We start from the raw sequence: 17,016 nt of genomic DNA, 5'->3' as shown, positions 1-17,016 counted from the left end.
TAAAAATTAAAGGGCAAGGACGTACTCCTTAAATTGGTCGCCACGATCTTCGTAACTCTTGAAGAGGTCGAATGATGCACAACAGGGGCTCAATAATACGGTTTCGCCTTTTTGAGCCAATTTATAGGCAGCTTCTACAGCATCTTTCATTCCTGTCTGTACGTCAGCAACCGGAAGACCGAAACGGTCGAAGAAGTCATGCAGTTTTTCGTTGTGAAGTCCCAGATATACCAGTGCCGAGCATTTTTCGTGTACCAAATCTTCTATTTCTGTATAATCATTGCCTTTGTCTTTTCCTCCGAGAATGAGAACTACTTTGGTAGTCATGCTTTGTAAAGCATACCAGCAAGAATTGACATTTGTTGCTTTAGAGTCATTGATGAAATCGATACCACGTACGCGTGCTACTTTCTCCAAACGATGTTCCACTCCCTTGAAATCGGAAAGTGCCTTCCGAATACTCTCTTTAGTGATACCAGCTAAGTTTGCAGAGATTCCTGCTGCTAAAGAGTTGTATAAGTTATGTTGTCCGGTCAGAGCCAATTCTTCTTGTTCCATGTTGAAGGTGATTGGTTCTGTTATCTTTACTTTATTATCTTCTACATATGCGATAGCTCCTTCTTCTTTCACTGCTGCAAAAGGATATAAGTGAGCTTTCAAACCATGTTTGGCAAGTTCCCGTTTGATGATCGGGTCGTCATTCCAAAAGATGAAAGCATCGTCCGGTGTCTGATTCTGTGTGATACGGAATTTAGCGTCAATGTAATTCTGCATACAGTGGTCATAACGATCCAGATGATCCGGGGTAATATTCATCAATACGGCGATGTTTGCACGGAAATTATACATATTATCTAATTGGAATGAACTCAATTCGATGATGTAATAATCGTGATGATCTTCGGCTACTTGCAAAGCAAGGCTTTTTCCTATATTACCGGCTAAACCTACATTCATTCCTGCACTTTTAAAAATATGGTAAATCAGGGAAGTGGTTGTAGTCTTTCCATTGGATCCGGTAATACAAATCATCTTTGCATTTGTATAGCGTCCGGCAAATTCTATTTCGGAGATAACGGGTGTACCTTGAGCTTTCAACTTCAGAATCATGGGCGCGTCATTCGGTATGCCCGGGCTTTTAATCACCTCGTCAGCATTCAGAATAAGTTTTTCTGTGTGATGTCCTTCTTCCCAGGCAATTTGATGACTATCCAGAAGTTCCTTATAATTGTCCTTAATACTGGACATATCCGAAACAAATGTGTCGAATCCTTTGACCTTGGCAAGTACGGCTGCACCGGCACCGCTTTCACCAGCTCCTAAAATTACAATTCTTGCCTTTTTCTCAGCCTTTTCCGAAGAAGAGGGAGCAAAATTTCCTTTGCTACTGTTTTCTGTATTCATATATATTGAATAAAAGAGTATTAGTTAGTAACTGAATACTCAGTTTTGCTGCAAGTTCTGGTTTGTATTAGTGACAGGCATAAGTACTTGCGGCTTTTACCTCATACTTGTCACTTTTATATGTCTTTTTATTATCTTATCTTCAATGTAATAATTGTGATTGCTGCCAATACGATGGTTACAATCCAGAACCTGACGGTAATCTTTGATTCATGAAAGAGTTGTTCCGGCTTGGTAAATTTCACTGTACAGCCAGGTTCTATCAGGCTCATGGAAGTGCGGAAGTGATCATGAATCGGTGTCCGTTTGAACAATCGTTGTTTCACACCTTTCCGTTTTCCTATTTTGTAGTAGAAACGTTGCAGGATAACCGAAAGATTCTCTACAAGGAATACACCACAAAGAATTGGGATCAGCAGTTCTTTATGGATGATGATAGCGAATACGGCAATGATACCGCCGATGGTCAAACTACCTGTGTCTCCCATAAAAACTTGTGCCGGATAGGCATTGTACCATAGGAAACCAATTAAAGCACCGATGAAGGCACAGATAAAGATTACCAATTCTTCCGATCCGGGAATGTACATGATATTTAAATAACCGGCAAACTCAATATGGGAGGATACGTAGGCTAATATTCCTAATGTGACGCCAATAATTGCCGAATTTCCTGCTGCCATTCCGTCCATTCCATCATTCAGATTGGCTCCGTTGGATACAGCGGTAACGACGAGGATTGTGATGATGACAAACAATACCCATCCGGCAGCTTGTGCATGGTCGCCCATGAATGCAACCAGATCGGCATAGTCGAGGTTGTTGCTCTTGAAGAAAGGAATCGTGGTTTGAGTGGATTTCAGATCATTAGTCCCATGTATCACTTCCATTTCTTGTCCCGGCTTATGTACCTCGATGTTTTCGCGGATCACTACATTCGGGCTCAGGTATAATGTGAGCCCTACAATTAGTCCCAGACCTACCTGGCCGATTATTTTGAATTTACCGTGTAGTCCTTCCTTGTCTTTCTTGAATATCTTGATATAGTCGTCTGCAAAACCGAGTGATCCTAACCATACGGTAGTGATCAACATTAATATCATATATATATTTTGTAGTTTTCCTAATAGCAGACATGGGATAAGAATAGCTATAATAATGATGACTCCTCCCATGCTCGGTACACCTACCTTATTGACTCCGAACGGATCAATTTTAGCATCGCGTTGAGTCTCCGTAATCTGCTTTTTCTTGAGTAGATTAATGAATCTGTCTCCCCATATACTTGAAATAAGTAATGCAAGGATGACTGCCATCAAAGCACGGAATGAAGTGTATCCAAACATTCCTGCTCCGGGGAAATTGAGCTTATGTAGCCATTCAAACAGATAGTATAACATAATATTTGTCAGTTTATCAATGTATCGTTATGCCTGTTCTTGCGAACTATCGACATAATGGTCCATTATTAAAAAATTTCTTTCAGTACCTCCTTATCATCGAAGTGATGTTTCACTCCTTTAATTTCCTGATAATTCTCGTGACCTTTTCCGGCAACGAGGATGACATCTCCTTTCTCTGCAAACATACAAGCTGTACGAATTGCTTCTTTACGATCTGCAATACTAATCGTTTTCTTCATATCGTCAGCATCCAGTCCGGCGAGCATATCATTGATAATATCTTGCGGCTCTTCAAAACGTGGGTTATCTGATGTGATGATAACGCGGTCGCTGGCTTTCGCAGCTTCTTTTGCCATGATTGGTCGTTTTCCTTTATCACGATTACCACCGGCTCCTACTACAGTAATCACTTTCCCTTTGCCTTCAAGAACCCCATGGATTGCATTTAATACATTAACAAGAGCGTCCGGCGTATGTGCATAATCTACAATTGCAGTAAATCCTTTCGTAGAGCGGACAGCATCAAAACGTCCCGCTACAGGGTGCAAAGTGCTGAGGGCTAACAATACATCTTCTTCTTTCTTCCCTAATAATACCGCAGCACCAAATACAGCTAACAGATTGGAAGCATTGAATTTACCTATGAATTGGACTGCTAACTCGTGGTTATTGAAATCAAGGAGCATTCCTTCAAAATGTGATTCGAGTACCCGTCCTTTGAAGTCGCTGAGGCTTCTCAATGAATAGGTATATACTTTAGAACGTGTATTCTGTGTCATTACTAATCCGTTTTTATCGTCCAAATTAGTTAGACTAAATGCTTTTTTGGGAAGATCATCAAAGAACTTTTTCTTGGCTCTCAGGTAATTCTCTACAGTTTTATGATAATCGAGGTGGTCACGAGTCAAATTTGTGAAAATGCCTCCTGCAAATCTTAATCCGCTAATGCGTTTTTGTGCAATGGAATGTGAACTAACTTCCATAAAAGCATATTTGCATCCTTCATCTGCCATCCGTCCCAATAAACGATTTAATGTAATAGGATCAGGAGTTGTATGTTCGGTTGAGATTGGCTTGTCGTCAATATAATTGCAAACCGTAGAGATAAGTCCGACTTTATATCCGAAGTAACGGAATGTATTATATAATAAGGTAGCAATCGTTGTTTTTCCGTTGGTTCCGGTAACGCCTACCAATTCCAGTTTAGAAGTCGGATCTCCATAGAAAGTCGTAGCAATCTTTCCTACTGCATCTTCGCTATCATTTACCTGAATATATGTAATTCCTGTTTTAAGCTGTTCCGGCATATCTTCACAAAGGATTGCTACAGCTCCTTTTTCGATAGCAGTAGGTATGTAGGTATGACCATCGGCTTGTGTACCACGCATAGCCATGAATAAGTGCCCTTTCTCCACTAAACGGGAATCAATATTGATCCCGGTGATTTCAATTTCTGAATCTCCGGTTACTTGTACCGGCTGGATTGCTTTGAGTAATTCCTTTAATAACATAACTCTATTTGGCTTTTCATTTTTAATTCCTCATTTCCAACGTAATTGTCTGCCCCTTTTTAGCAATAGTTCCGTTAGCTATTGACTGGCTTCTCACTTTACCAACACCAATTAGACGGACTTTCAATCCTTTACTTTCAAGTAGATAGACGGCATCTTTCGCTCCCATACCAATAACGCTAGGCACAAAGTTCTGCATATTACTCCGACTTTCCAGAACCACAGCTTGAGGGGCTGGATGAGCACTTCCCCATACTTCCTTACCTGATGTGGTAATTTCACCCTGTGTTTTGATATTCAATTCGTTCAAAACATATTTTGCCGACCGCATTTCTCCTGCTTTAACATCTGGGATTACTACACTATTTGTATCGATGGCATTCGTAAGCGGCAGTCGCAAGTCTTTTGCATAGACTCTTTCTGCTATTTTGCTGAATACACTACCTGCCATTAAACCTCCGGATGCCGGTAATCCGGGTTTCTGTATCGAAACAATCATACTATATTTCGGTGTTTCAGAAGGAAAATATCCGCAAAAACTAACCAGATAATTTGTTGTTCCGGTTTTGTATCCTGCTGTTCCTTGCGAAATTTGAGCTGTTCCTGTCTTTCCAGATACGTGGAACTGCTTGCTTCCTGCCGGTTTAGCAAGTCCTTCACTTACTACTTTCCGCAAAATCACTTGGATTTGTGTTAATGTTTTATCCGAACAAATTCTTGGATTAATAACTTCTGTCGGGAACTCTTGTATCACTTCTCCATCTTTTATGGCTGCTCTTACAAATTTTGGGCGTATTAATACACCATTATTGGCTATAGCATTATAGAATGTCAGGATATTTATGGGCGGTACCTGTGTTTCATAACCGATACTCATCCATGGCAAAGTGGTTTTTGAAAAATAACGTTCTTTCGGTCCGCGAATATTTGGCTTTCCTTCTCCGGAAATTTGTAAATGAAGAGTCTGGTCGATGCTCATTCGTTTCAATCCATCAACAAATTTTTGTGGGTTTTTGTTATAAAAATTGTCGATAATGCTAGATGTTCCGACATTAGAAGACACTCCTAAAATTTCTGTGACAGTTAGCTTCCCGTATCCTCCCCGGTGCCAATTATGGTCTTTCATAACACGTCCGTGCATGGGCTTTTGTCCATTACCGGTATCGACAATGTAGTCAGGAGTGATATAACCGTCTTCTAATGCTACCATGATAGAAGCTGTCTTGAAGGTAGATCCCGGCTCTAACATATCACTAATAGCGTTGTTACGCATTTCGTAATATTCACCATCTTTACCTTGCATCATATTGACGATAGCTTTTACTTCTCCGGTAGTAACCTCCATCAATGCAACTACACCTACACTGGCATTTAGTTCTTTAAGTTTGTCTACTAACGCTTTTTCACAAATGTCCTGCATACCCACATCAATGGTGGTAATCAAGTCACAGCCATCTACCGGAGGTATATCAATAATATTAAGGTATTTATTCATCACCTTCTGGCGATGAGTTCGTCCGTCGCTTCCCCTTAATATTGTGTCGAAAGCGAGTTCAATTCCATTTTTAGCTCCTTGGGCAGTATCGGCAAAGACATCTCCCAAAGTACGGGCTGCCAATGAACCGAATGGCTTCTTGCGTTGGTTAAATGCCAACCCTTTAAACCCTCCTTTGTAAGGGTTCAGACGAAAAACAGGCAGACGTTTTACCTCTTTATATTGTATATATGAGATGCGTTTTGGATAAATCTGATAATTACGGCTTTTTGTCTGACGTCCTTTTTTTAAATGAGCTTTAAATTCAGCCGCACTTTTATCGGGAAATATTCGGTGGAGTCCGTTACAAATAGAATCCAGGCTTGCTTTGAAGATAGAATCACGGCATGCCTGATCTTTCATTTTCTTTTTTTCGTCCTTTTCACCGGACATAAAGTCTATATATATTTTGTATTCAGGCAAAGAACTCGCCATTAGTTTGCCGTCGGAAGAAATAATATTTCCGCGGTTAGGCTTCACTGTCACGTTCTCTTTTACAAAACGGTCGGCTACATCCTGCCAGTATTGCCGGTCGGCAAACATGGTGATGCCTGCCTTGACGACAATTGCTACTCCTATCAATATCATTATCAGGATGACAAAGAAGTAACGGGTCATTATGTTCTTTTTATTAACTGCCACAGTGCTTGTCTTTAAAAAACTTCTTATATTCTATTCTTGTTCATTTAATAAGGTAAGGCGGATTAGTGGAAGTCTGCAATTCACTTTCCTTACTTGATATATAATTCTCAATACGCGATTGCCGGCTCTTCTCCATTAATTCGGAACTGCGAGTCAGCGCATCGTATTTGATATCTATCAGTTCCTTTTTCAACCTGTCTATTTCAATCTGTTGCTGTTGGCTGGCATAGCGGTTGTGAATATAGAAGATAACGAATACCATAATAAGTACCAGTAACTTTGTTTGGCGACGAAAAAAGTTTGTAGCTAAAATGTCTCCACCCAGTATACTTTTAAACGAGGTATGTTTTTTCTTTTTTCCCTCTTCTGTTTTTTTATTTACAGCTTCTTCCATATTGTTTATTTTTTCTCAGCAATACGTAATTTCGCACTTCTTGAACGGGGATTTCTTTCTATTTCCATTTCATCGGGAACAATTACTTTGTTATTGATAAGCCGGAATGGGGTTTGCAAGTTTCCAAAGAAATCAGTTTCTGTTTTTCCTTCTACATTTCCTGTCTTCATTATGTTTTTCACCATACGGTCTTCCAATGAATGATAGGTGATAACAACTAGTCTTCCTCCGGATTTAAGCGCTTCAGTTGCTGCCAATAACATCTCTTTTAACGCTTCCATTTCCTGATTCACTTCAATGCGAAGTGCCTGGAAAACTTTTGCTAGTTCTTTCTTTCCCCGTTCGCGTCCGAAAAGTGGTTTAATAATTTCCAGAAATTCAGCAATTGTTCGGATAGATTTTCCATTTCTTTCTTTGACAATGACGGATGCTAGCTTACGACTATTCTTCAGTTCTCCATATAAATAAAAAAGATTGGCCAAACGCTCTTCTTCGTAAGTATTGACTACGTCAGAAGCCGTAAATCCGTCACGCTTATTCATACGCATATCCAATGCTCCATCAAAACGGAAGGAAAATCCGCGTTCGCTGTCATCAAAATGGTGGGAAGATACGCCAAGGTCCGCTAAAATTGCGTCTACCTGTTCGATATTATGGTAACGGAGGAAGTTATGCAAATAACGAAAGTTGCTACGCACAAAAGTAAAATGTGTGTCATTGACGATATTGCGTTCCGCATCTTCATCTTGATCAAACCCTAATAACTGTCCTCCTTCCCCAAGTCGTGATAGGATTTCACGAGAATGTCCGCCACCACCAAATGTAACGTCTACATACGTTCCATCCGGACGGATATTCATTCCATTAACGCTCTCCTTCAGCAATACAGGTACGTGGTATGTCAGTTCATCTTTCTCCATCTTCTATTTTGTCAATGTTCATAATCTCTTCCAGTGCTGCTCCGAAATCTTCGGGCGACATAAAAGGTTGTTCTGTACGTTCTTTAGCCCAAATTTCTATTTTGTTATCAATGCCTATAAAACGTATGTCTCCACGGATATCACAGATTTGCAAATATCGTTTGGGAATAAGTATTCGTCCGTTGTTATCCGGAGTAACTACTTCGACATCGCTAACAAATTGTCTGAAAATTAATTGGTGTTTACTATTCCATTTGTTTAGTCTGCTTCGAAGCTCGTTCAGTTCCTCGTTCCATACACTTTCGGGATATAAAGCCAAACAGTCCTGGAATACGTCTTTACGCATAATAAGCCTCTCTTCAGAAGTAGCTTGTAGCTGTTTTCTGAAAGTAGCGGGTATAAATACTCTTCCTTTGGCATCCGCCCTGGCTTCAATATTCCCTAAAAAACGTATCATTCACCTTATTATAATAAGCGACTGTAAAAGTATGAATTTCCCCACAATTCCCCACATCTTTCCACGAAAATCTTTTTGAGAAGTTTTCAACAGATTGTTAAATGCTTATTTGACTAAAAACAACGAAGCTTCTGAAGTGCTTTGTTGGTAGGAGTTGAAGGATTTTTTGTAGCAGATGGATATTTTAAATGTAAGTAGAAAAACTTTTTTTTTAATGCAGAGGAGGTTTGCCGGACACCCGGGTGTTGAGCATACCGACACCCGGGTGTCGGACATATCAACACCCGGGTGTCAGTATGTATAACACCCGGGTGTCGTACAAGTAATGAATGCAGTCCAATAAAAAAAGGAGAGTAGCCAATAAAAAGGAGGCAAGAAGGAAAATATTATCCTTTTGCCTCCGGAGGTCATTAACACAACTAAAAATCTGTACTACAAAATCTAAGATCTGAAATTGACAAGTTATAGTTAAGGTTTAGCGAAAGTCTTTTAGTTCATCCTGCAATTTCTGGCGTGTAAAGAAGATACGACTTTTTACAGTGCCTAGTGGGAGGTTTAGCTTTTCTGCAATTTCACGATACTTGAATCCAGAAACATGCATGGCAAATGGTACTCTATATTCTTTGGGTAGTGAGTTTACTACTCTGTGCATCTCTTTCAAATCGTAGGCTCTCTCTGTACTTTCGAAGCCGGCACCTTGTGGCAGGCTTAAATGGTAAAGATTATCGGTCTGGTCAATGAAGGTTTGGTCGCGGACCACTTTACGATAGTTATTGATAAAGATATTACGCATTATAGTATACATCCATCCTTTAAAGTTGGTGTCGGGCATATATTTATCCTCATTATCTAATGCTTTTAGTGAGGTTTCCTGCAACAAATCGTTTGCTTCTTCACGGTCGGTTGTTAATTTGTATGCGAAGCGGAGTAATTCATCTTGTACTCCAATTAAATCTTTTCTGAAGCTTAAACTTTTCATATGCGTTGCTTTTTAAAAGTGAGTATTTTTTCGTTTTTTCGATGTTGCAAGTTTATGGGATTCCAATAAAACTTACAGGGGTAAATTCAACATTCTTAGGGGGTGAATCTATCATCTGATAGATTTTAGGTTATATTTGATAGTTTTTGGGTGGTCTTTTTTTAGCTTCTGAAGCTGAATTCTACATTTTCTATCAAATTATTGCGATTAATAAAAAAGAACCGTTAATTTTGTGCCATCATTTTTATTTGAAAAGAATGACTGATGACTCTTTGTTTTTAATTGATGTCGATAAGATACTCCGGACGAAAGCTCCGAAGCAGTATAAGTACATTCCTAAGTTCGTAATCTCCTATTTAAAGAGAATCGTTCATCAGGAGGAATTAAATGTATTCCTTAATGAGTCGAAGGATAAATTAGGAGTAGATTTTCTCGAGGCATCTCTTGATTTTCTCGATGCTAAGGTGGAGGTAAAAGGTGCTGAAAACCTTCCTGAAGAAGGTTTATATACTTTTGTGTGTAATCACCCATTGGGAGGGCAGGATGGTGTAGCACTTGGCTACGTATTAGGAAGTCATTACAATGGAAAGGTGAAATATCTGGTCAATGATTTATTGATGAACTTGCGTGGTTTGGCACCGCTTTGTATACCTATAAATAAGACAGGAAAGCAGGCTAAAGACTTTCCAAAGATGGTTGAAGCCGGGTTTCAATCAGATGATCAGCTTATCATGTTTCCTGCCGGACTTTGTTCACGTCGTCAGAATGGTGTTATTCGTGATTTGGAGTGGAAAAAAACGTTTGTTGTAAAGAGTGTACAAGCAAAACGTGATGTGGTGCCTGTTCATTTTGAAGGTCGGAATTCTGATTTTTTTTACAATCTGGCAAATGCTTGTAAAATATTGGGAATTAAGTTTAATATCGCTATGCTGTATTTGGCGGATGAGATGTTTAAGAATCGTCATAAAACCTTCACGATAACAATTGGTAAGCCGATTCCTTGGCAAACATTTGATAAATCGAAGACCCCTGCGCAATGGGCTGAGTATGTGAAGGACATCGTATATAAATTGTAACTTATAGAATAACTATAGCAAAGAATATGGAAGAGATTATAAAACCGGTAAGCAAAGAACTACTAAAAGCGGAGCTCACAGAAGAAAGACGCTTGCGCATGACCAATAAAAGTAATAATCAAATTTATATTATTACTTATCAGGATGCACCAAATGTGATGAAGGAAATCGGACGCTTGCGCGAGATTGCTTTTCGTGCAGCAGGTGGAGGTACCGGTATGTCGATGGATATTGACGAATATGATACGATGGAACATCCATATAAGCAGTTGATTGTATGGAACCCTGAAGCAGAAGAGATTCTGGGAGGATATCGGTATCTGCTTGGAACTGATGTTCGCTTTGATGAAAAGGGTGCTCCGATTCTGGCTACTTCTCATATGTTCCATTTCTCTGATGCATTTATAAAAGATTATCTACCCCAGACAATTGAACTGGGTCGCTCTTTCGTAACATTAGAATACCAGTCTACCCGTGCAGGAAGTAAAGGCTTGTTTGCATTAGATAATTTGTGGGATGGATTGGGAGCTTTAACGGTGGTAATGCCCAATGTGAAATATTTCTTTGGTAAAGTGACTATGTATCCTAGCTACCACCGTCGTGGGCGTGATATGATTCTTCATTTTCTTCAGAAGCATTTTGGAGATAAGAATCATCTGGTTTTTCCGATGGAACCGTTGAAAATGGAAACTTCGGAAGAAGAATTGAGAGCATTATTCTGCAAGAAAATGTTCAAAGAAGATTATAAAATTCTGAATTGTGAAATTCGTAAATTAGGATATAATATTCCGCCGTTGGTGAATGCTTATATGAGCTTGAGTCCGACGATGCGTATGTTTGGCACAGCAGTTAATTATGAATTTGGTGATGTGGAAGAAACTGGTATTCTGATTGCTGTTGATGAAATATTAGAAGAAAAACGAATCCGACACATCCAGACCTTTATTGAAAGTAATCCAGATGCGTTGAAGGCTCCTTCTGAAACTGAAGAGGTGTTTACGCCCAAGGTCGTTACACCGCAGGCAGGCTGTTGCCGTTAATCTTGCGGTAAAGGTCGAGAGCAAAGACATCGGTCATTCCGGAAATATAATCAAGTACTGCCTGTACTCTTTCGTAGAGTCCAGGCGCTTTTATATTGTATTGACCGGAAACTCGGTTAATCAGTAATTGTGAATATGCTTTTTCCGGTGAAGTCACTGCATCTATCATAAGTTCGAGTAAGGTACTGATAACGCGAAAACCTGCCAACTCGATATCCAGTACATCTTTTGAACGATAAATTTTCTTTAAAGAAACATCTGAGCAATGCTTGTAGGCTATTGCCGGGCATTCGGAAATGTGTTTGATAAGTGTTCCTTCGAATTTACCTTCCAGAATTTCATTTTCGTGATCAAGGAATGCACGAGTACACTCGCGTATTAATAATCCGATAACCGAAGAACGCAAATAAGCAATTTGCTCATTGGTATCACTGACGATATGAAACGTTTTTCGGATATGTTCTTTACGGTTTTCACTAAAATAAGACATTAAGAGGTCTTTAGTCTCTTCAGTAGTCAGGATTTTTAATTTATGGGCGTCTTCTATATCCATCATTTGGTAACAAATGTCGTCGGCTGCTTCTACCAAATAAACTAAAGGATGGCGTGCGTACTTCAATGGATGATCGTTGAGCTGGGTAAGACCTAACTCCATGGCTATCTTTTGAAAACTCATCTCTTCGCTTACGAAAAAACCAAACTTAGATTTTTTACCTGCAAGGCTCGATGAAAAGGGGTATTTTACAATAGAAGCAAGTGTTGTATAGGTCATTGCAAAGCCTCCTTTCCGACGTCCTTCAAATTGGTGAGTCAGCAGACGGAACGCATTGGCATTTCCTTCGAAATGTGTTAAATCTTCCCATTCCATCGAAGAAAGTAGCTCTCCATTTGATTGTATGTTTTGTAATGCTTGGCCTTTACCTTCTGAGAAAAAAGTTGAAATAGCTCGCTCACCGGAATGACCGAATGGAGGATTGCCGAGGTCGTGTGCAAGACAGGCTGCAGATACAATAGACCCAATTTCGGGAAGATAAGAATTCTGGAGTTCCGGTTGGCGTACAAGAATGGCTTTAGCTACATCGTTGCCTAAAGAACGCCCTACGCAAGATACCTCCAGGCTATGTGTAAGCCGGTTATGTACGAAAATACTCCCAGGTAATGGAAAAACTTGTGTCTTATTTTGTAATCGGCGGAAGGGAGCGGAAAAAATCAGGCGATCATAATCTCGTTGGAATTCCGATCGATTTTCCTGCCGTTCAGAGTGAAATTCTTCCATGCCGAAGCGTTTTGCTGATATTAACTGATTCCAATTCATCATAAATAAATGTTTAACCTGCCAACGTACTAAATCATCTGCCAATTTTTGTGTGAATTTATAGTGTAACCCATTAAAGGATTGGCGTATTTGCACTTTGGCACAATATTTAACTGCAAACTTAACTCTTTTTCAGTACAAAATGTGTATTTTCGCCTATTAAATAGTAAATGTGATTTTATGAACGTTCAAATTATTAATAAATCGAAGCATTCGCTTCCTACCTATGCCACTGAGTTATCCGCAGGAATGGATATTCGCGCTAATCTTTCTGAACCTATGACTTTGGCGCCATTACAGCGGTGTTTAATACCTACCGGTTTGTATGTCGCTCTACCACAGGGGTTTGAGGCGCAAATTCGTCCACGTAGCGGTTTGGCTATTAAGAAGGGAATTACAGTTCTCAATTCTCCGGGTACAATTGATGCTGACTATCGGGGAGAAATTTGTATAATTTTGGTCAATCTTTCTTCGGAATCTTTTGTCATTGAGGATGGAGAACGTATTGCCCAGATGGTGATTGCAAAGCACGAACAAGCCGAATGGCAAGAAGTGGAGGTGTTGGATGAAACAGAACGTGGAGCCGGAGGCTTCGGACATACAGGGAAAAAATGAGATGAAAACAAAGTTAATAATATTTTTATTGTTTAGTACTTTATTGCCTACCTTTTGCATGGCTTCTCAAGTAGCAGGTGTTATAGCAGGAAGTACTGCTTTAGTATCAGAGGCTGCTATTGGTACAAATGCGCTTGTGAAGAAGGTGAAGAAAAATAAAAAGAAACAAGTAAAAGTAAAGGATGCTTCAGCATTGCAACTGTCGGAAGAGGAACAGCGGAAATATGATTATTTCTTTCTTGAGGCTGTCCGGTTGAAAGAGAAAAAAGACTATGCGGCAGCTTTTGGATTGTTACAGCATTGCTTGGATATTAATCCGAATTCGGCTTCTGCACTTTATGAAATTTCTCAATATTATATGTTTCTCCGTCAGTTGCCTCAAGGACAGGCTGCTTTGGAGAAAGCAGTAGCCAATGCACCTGATAATTTCTGGTATAGTCAGGGACTGGTCTCTTTGTATCAGCAACAGGATCAATTGGATAAAGCAGTTGTGTTGCTTGAACAGATGGTAACTCGCTTTCCCGGGAAGCAGGACCCATTGTTTAATCTTCTGGATATTTATGGACGGCAGGAGAAGTATGACGACGTAATTGCTACTTTGAATCGTCTGGAAAAGCGGTTGGGAAAGAGCGAACAACTGTCCATGGAGAAATTTCGTATTTATCTTCAGATGAAGGATGATAAGAAAGCTTTTCAGGAGATTGAAAGTTTGGTACAGGAGTATCCGATGGATACACGTTATCAAGTGATATTGGGAGATGTGTATCTCCAAAATGGTAAGAAACAGGAAGCTTATGATGCTTACCAGAAAGTTTTGGCAGTAGAGCCGGATAATCCAATGGCTCTTTTTTCGATGGCTTCTTATTATCAACAGAATGATCAGAAGGAGCTTTACCAACAGCAGTTGGATACCTTGTTATTGAATAAGAAGGTATCTTCTGATATCAAATTGAACGTAATGCGTCAGGTGATTGTAACAAATGAACAAGCTGGCAAAGATAGTACTCAAGTGATTAATTTGTTTGAAAGAGTGATGAGGCAGGATGTGGATGATCCTCAGATTCCAATGCTTTATGCTCAATATCTGTTATCTAAAAATATGGAAGATGCTTCTGTGCCGGTATTGGAGCAGGTAGTTGATCTGGATCCTATGAATAAGGCTGCCCGTCTGATGTTAATTAGCTCGGCTGTAAAAAAAGAGGATTATAAACAAATTATCAAAATATGTGAGCCCGGTATTGAGACTACTCCGGATGCATTGGAATTTTATTATTATCTTGCTATCGCTTATAATCAAGCTGAACAGACAGACAGTGTGGTGAGTATTTGTAAGAAAGCACTGGATCATATAACTCCTGATACTAAGAAGGAGGTTGTATCTGATTTCTATTCGATTATGGGAGATATGTATCACACTAAGAAGCAAATGGCAGAGGCTTATGCCGCTTATGATTCAGCATTGGTTTACAATCCTTCGAATATAGGTGCTTTGAATAATTATGCATACTATTTATCATTGGAACGCCGTGATCTTGACAAGGCGGAAGAAATGAGCTACAAGACAGTGAAGGCTGAACCGAACAATGCTACTTATCTAGATACATATGCATGGATTTTATTTGAAAAGGGGAATTACGCTGAGGCTCGTATCTATATAGATAATGCGATGAAGAGTGATGGAGAAAAGAGTAGCGAAGTGGTGGAGCATTGCGGGGATATTTATTACATGACTGGTGATGTAGAAGGCGCATTGAAGTATTGGAAGAAATCACTGGAAATGGGGAATGACTCGAAAACGCTGAAACAAAAAATAGAAAAGAAAAAGTATATTGCTGAATGAGAAGACTTGCTTATCTGTTGTTGATAGTTGTCATGTTTGCAGGCTGTAAGAGTAGCAAACATATGGTGGTTGTAGAGAAAGAAAAGGTAGTAGCTGTTCCGTCTTTTAGCTATTTGGCATCCAAGCTCCAACTGACTATACCGGGAAAAGATGGTAGTATGTCTGTGGGAGGTCTCATGAAGATGAAAAGTAGCGAACGGGTGCAGATTTCTTTGCTAATGCCTATTTTGCGCACAGAGATAGCACGTATTGAGATTACTCCCGGTGAAGTGTTGCTGGTGGATAGGATGAATAAGCGATATGTGCGTGTAACCAAAGATGAATTGAAGGATATATTGCCTAAGGGTGCAGATTTTTCGCGTCTAGAGAAAGTTTTGACTGATGCATCTTTGCCTGGTGGAAAGACAGAACTGACCGGGAAAGAGTTAGGAATTCCTTCATTGGAAAAGGCTAAAATCCAGTTATATGAATTTTCTACTAAGGAATTTTCGATAATTCCAACGGAACTTACTTCTAAATATACGCAGGTTCCTTTGGAAGAATTAGTAAAAATGTTGATAGTTCTGTTATGATGAAACGTATCTTTATGGTTCTGATAAATTGCCTTTGGCTGGCAATTCCTCTTTCCGCTCAGTCGAATAAATTGATCCGTGAGTTGGAAGAAAAGCGCGGTGCTCTGCAGAGGCAGATAGCCGATACGGAATCTTTATTGAAGGATACAAAAAAAGATGTAGGAAGCCAGTTAAATGTTTTGGCTGCCCTTACCGGGCAAATTGAAGAGAGGAAGCGTTATATTCTTGCTATTAATAATGATATGGAAGCTATTGAACGCGAACTGTCTTCTTTGGGGCGTCAGTTAAATACTCTTCAAAGGGATTTGAAAGATAAGAAGAAAAAATATGAAGCTTCCGTGCAGTATTTGTATAAGAATAAGTCAGTAGAAGAGAAACTGATGTTTATTTTCTCTGCAAAGAATCTGAGCCAAACGTATCGTCGTATGCGTTATGTTCGTGAGTATGCGACTTATCAGCGTTTGCAGGGAAAGGAAATATTAAAGAAGCAAGAACAGATACGAAAAAAGAAAATAGAGCGGCAACGGGTGAAAACTGCAAAAGAGAGTTTGTTGAAGGATCGTGAAGACGAAAAGGCAAAACTGCAAGATCAGGAAAAAGAAAAACGTACGCTGGTTGCTAGTTTGCAGAAAAAACAGAGAGGGTTGCAGAATGAGATTGGTAAGAAAAGAAAAGAAGCTAATCAGTTGAATGCGCGTATTGATCGATTGATTAATGAAGAAATAGAGCGGGCACGTAAAAGAGCCGAAGAAGAGGCACGTCGTGATGTTACCATTCGCAAAAAAAGTGATACTAATGACAAAGAAGATGCAGGAACGGTAGCTGCTACAAAATCAAAACCAGTGGATGCTTATAAAATGAGTAAAGAAGACCGTGAGTTATCCAGTAATTTTGCTGCTAATCGAGGGAAACTTCCAATGCCGGTTACCGGTCCTTATATCATTGCCAGTCATTATGGACAATATGCAGTAGAAGGACTTCGTAATGTTCAATTGGATAATAAAGGAATTGATATTCAAGGTAAACCGGGGGCACAGGCGCGTGCTATCTTTGATGGTAAGGTAGCTGCTGTGTTTCAATTGAACGGATTATTTAATGTGCTCATTCGTCACGGAAATTATATTTCTGTTTATTGTAATCTTTCTTCTGCTTCTGTAAAATCGGGTGATACGGTTAAAACCAAGCAAGAGATTGGACAGATATTCTCTGATGCAACTAATAACGGGCGTGCAGTATTGCATTTCCAGTTACGTAGAGAGAAAGAGAAGTTGAACCCGGAGCCTTGGTTAAACCGATAACTTAATTAATAAAACA

15 protein-coding genes are annotated in these 17,016 nt (G+C 39.6%); 6 read left to right on the top strand and 9 right to left on the bottom strand.

Annotation, left to right across the window (positions count from 1 at the left end; translation table 11 throughout):
- Nucleotides 1-6 precede the first annotated feature (6 nt).
- The 8 genes from murD to PHO71_RS00115 all read right to left on the bottom strand — a co-directional run bounded on the left by murD (nt 7) and on the right by PHO71_RS00115 (nt 9,244).
- Nucleotides 7-1,404: a UDP-N-acetylmuramoyl-L-alanine--D-glutamate ligase gene (gene murD / locus PHO71_RS00150; protein WP_300197133.1), complete on the bottom strand. Its 1,398-nt coding sequence runs from the start codon at nt 1,402-1,404 to the stop codon at nt 7-9.
- 131 nt (nt 1,405-1,535) lie between these two features.
- Nucleotides 1,536-2,804 carry a phospho-N-acetylmuramoyl-pentapeptide-transferase gene (gene mraY, locus PHO71_RS00145; RefSeq protein WP_300197130.1) on the bottom strand — a complete coding sequence of 423 codons (1,269 nt, stop codon included), beginning with the start codon at nt 2,802-2,804 and terminating at the stop codon, nt 1,536-1,538.
- Nucleotides 2,805-2,872: 68 nt separating this feature from the next.
- Complete coding sequence (locus PHO71_RS00140; RefSeq protein ID WP_300197127.1) at nt 2,873-4,318, bottom strand: UDP-N-acetylmuramoyl-L-alanyl-D-glutamate--2,6-diaminopimelate ligase; 1,446 nt, start codon at nt 4,316-4,318, stop codon at nt 2,873-2,875.
- 22 nt (nt 4,319-4,340) lie between these two features.
- Complete coding sequence (locus PHO71_RS00135; protein WP_300197932.1) at nt 4,341-6,470, bottom strand: penicillin-binding transpeptidase domain-containing protein; 2,130 nt, start codon at nt 6,468-6,470, stop codon at nt 4,341-4,343.
- A gap of 64 nt (nt 6,471-6,534) precedes the next feature.
- Entirely contained in the window at nt 6,535-6,888 is a 354-nt protein-coding gene (locus tag PHO71_RS00130; protein ID WP_300197124.1) for an FtsL-like putative cell division protein, read from the bottom strand.
- A gap of 5 nt (nt 6,889-6,893) precedes the next feature.
- Nucleotides 6,894-7,808 carry a 16S rRNA (cytosine(1402)-N(4))-methyltransferase RsmH gene (gene rsmH, locus PHO71_RS00125; protein WP_300197121.1) on the bottom strand — a complete coding sequence of 305 codons (915 nt, stop codon included), beginning with the start codon at nt 7,806-7,808 and terminating at the stop codon, nt 6,894-6,896.
- Nucleotides 7,795-8,265: a division/cell wall cluster transcriptional repressor MraZ gene (gene mraZ, locus PHO71_RS00120; protein WP_300197118.1), complete on the bottom strand. Its 471-nt coding sequence runs from the start codon at nt 8,263-8,265 to the stop codon at nt 7,795-7,797. The genes rsmH and mraZ overlap by 14 nt, the downstream gene beginning before the upstream one ends.
- Before the next feature lie 475 nt (nt 8,266-8,740).
- The gene (locus PHO71_RS00115) at nt 8,741-9,244 is read right to left on the bottom strand and encodes an RNA polymerase sigma factor (RefSeq protein WP_300197115.1); all 504 of its coding nucleotides are present in this window, start codon (nt 9,242-9,244) and stop codon (nt 8,741-8,743) included.
- A gap of 257 nt (nt 9,245-9,501) precedes the next feature.
- On the opposite strand from PHO71_RS00115, the gene PHO71_RS00110 reads away from it, so the two are divergent.
- Both PHO71_RS00110 and PHO71_RS00105 read left to right on the top strand, forming a co-directional pair.
- Nucleotides 9,502-10,320, top strand: coding sequence for a 1-acyl-sn-glycerol-3-phosphate acyltransferase (locus tag PHO71_RS00110; protein ID WP_300197112.1), 819 nt, complete (start codon nt 9,502-9,504; stop codon nt 10,318-10,320).
- A 26-nt stretch (nt 10,321-10,346) separates the two neighbouring features.
- On the top strand, nt 10,347-11,360 hold the full coding sequence (locus PHO71_RS00105) for a GNAT family N-acetyltransferase (RefSeq protein WP_300197109.1): 1,014 nt from the start codon (nt 10,347-10,349) through the stop codon (nt 11,358-11,360).
- Here PHO71_RS00105 and PHO71_RS00100 read toward each other — a convergent pair.
- On the bottom strand, nt 11,332-12,678 hold the full coding sequence (locus PHO71_RS00100) for a deoxyguanosinetriphosphate triphosphohydrolase (protein ID WP_300197106.1): 1,347 nt from the start codon (nt 12,676-12,678) through the stop codon (nt 11,332-11,334). The two genes, PHO71_RS00105 and PHO71_RS00100, sit on opposite strands and share 29 nt — an antisense overlap.
- A gap of 177 nt (nt 12,679-12,855) precedes the next feature.
- Between PHO71_RS00100 and dut the strand changes: the two genes are divergently transcribed.
- Genes dut through PHO71_RS00080 form a run of 4 tightly spaced genes read left to right on the top strand, consistent with a single transcriptional unit; the run spans nt 12,856 to nt 17,000 of the window.
- Nucleotides 12,856-13,290 carry a dUTP diphosphatase gene (gene dut / locus PHO71_RS00095; RefSeq protein ID WP_300197103.1) on the top strand — a complete coding sequence of 145 codons (435 nt, stop codon included), beginning with the start codon at nt 12,856-12,858 and terminating at the stop codon, nt 13,288-13,290.
- A gap of 58 nt (nt 13,291-13,348) precedes the next feature.
- The gene (locus PHO71_RS00090) at nt 13,349-15,130 is read left to right on the top strand and encodes a tetratricopeptide repeat protein (RefSeq protein WP_300197929.1); all 1,782 of its coding nucleotides are present in this window, start codon (nt 13,349-13,351) and stop codon (nt 15,128-15,130) included.
- Entirely contained in the window at nt 15,127-15,702 is a 576-nt protein-coding gene (locus PHO71_RS00085; protein WP_300197100.1) for a DUF4292 domain-containing protein, read from the top strand. Before PHO71_RS00090 ends, PHO71_RS00085 begins: the two co-directional genes overlap by 4 nt.
- A complete protein-coding gene (locus PHO71_RS00080; protein WP_300197097.1) occupies nt 15,699-17,000 on the top strand; it encodes a peptidoglycan DD-metalloendopeptidase family protein in 1,302 nt (433 codons plus the stop codon). The genes PHO71_RS00085 and PHO71_RS00080 overlap by 4 nt, the downstream gene beginning before the upstream one ends.
- Nucleotides 17,001-17,016 lie beyond the last annotated feature (16 nt).

The organism is Bacteroides sp., assembly GCF_028690125.1.
Lineage (GTDB): Bacteria > Bacteroidota > Bacteroidia > Bacteroidales > Bacteroidaceae > Bacteroides.
The sequence above is the reverse complement of the archived record's forward strand: the minus strand, read 5'-3'. Positions and strand labels throughout refer to the sequence as shown.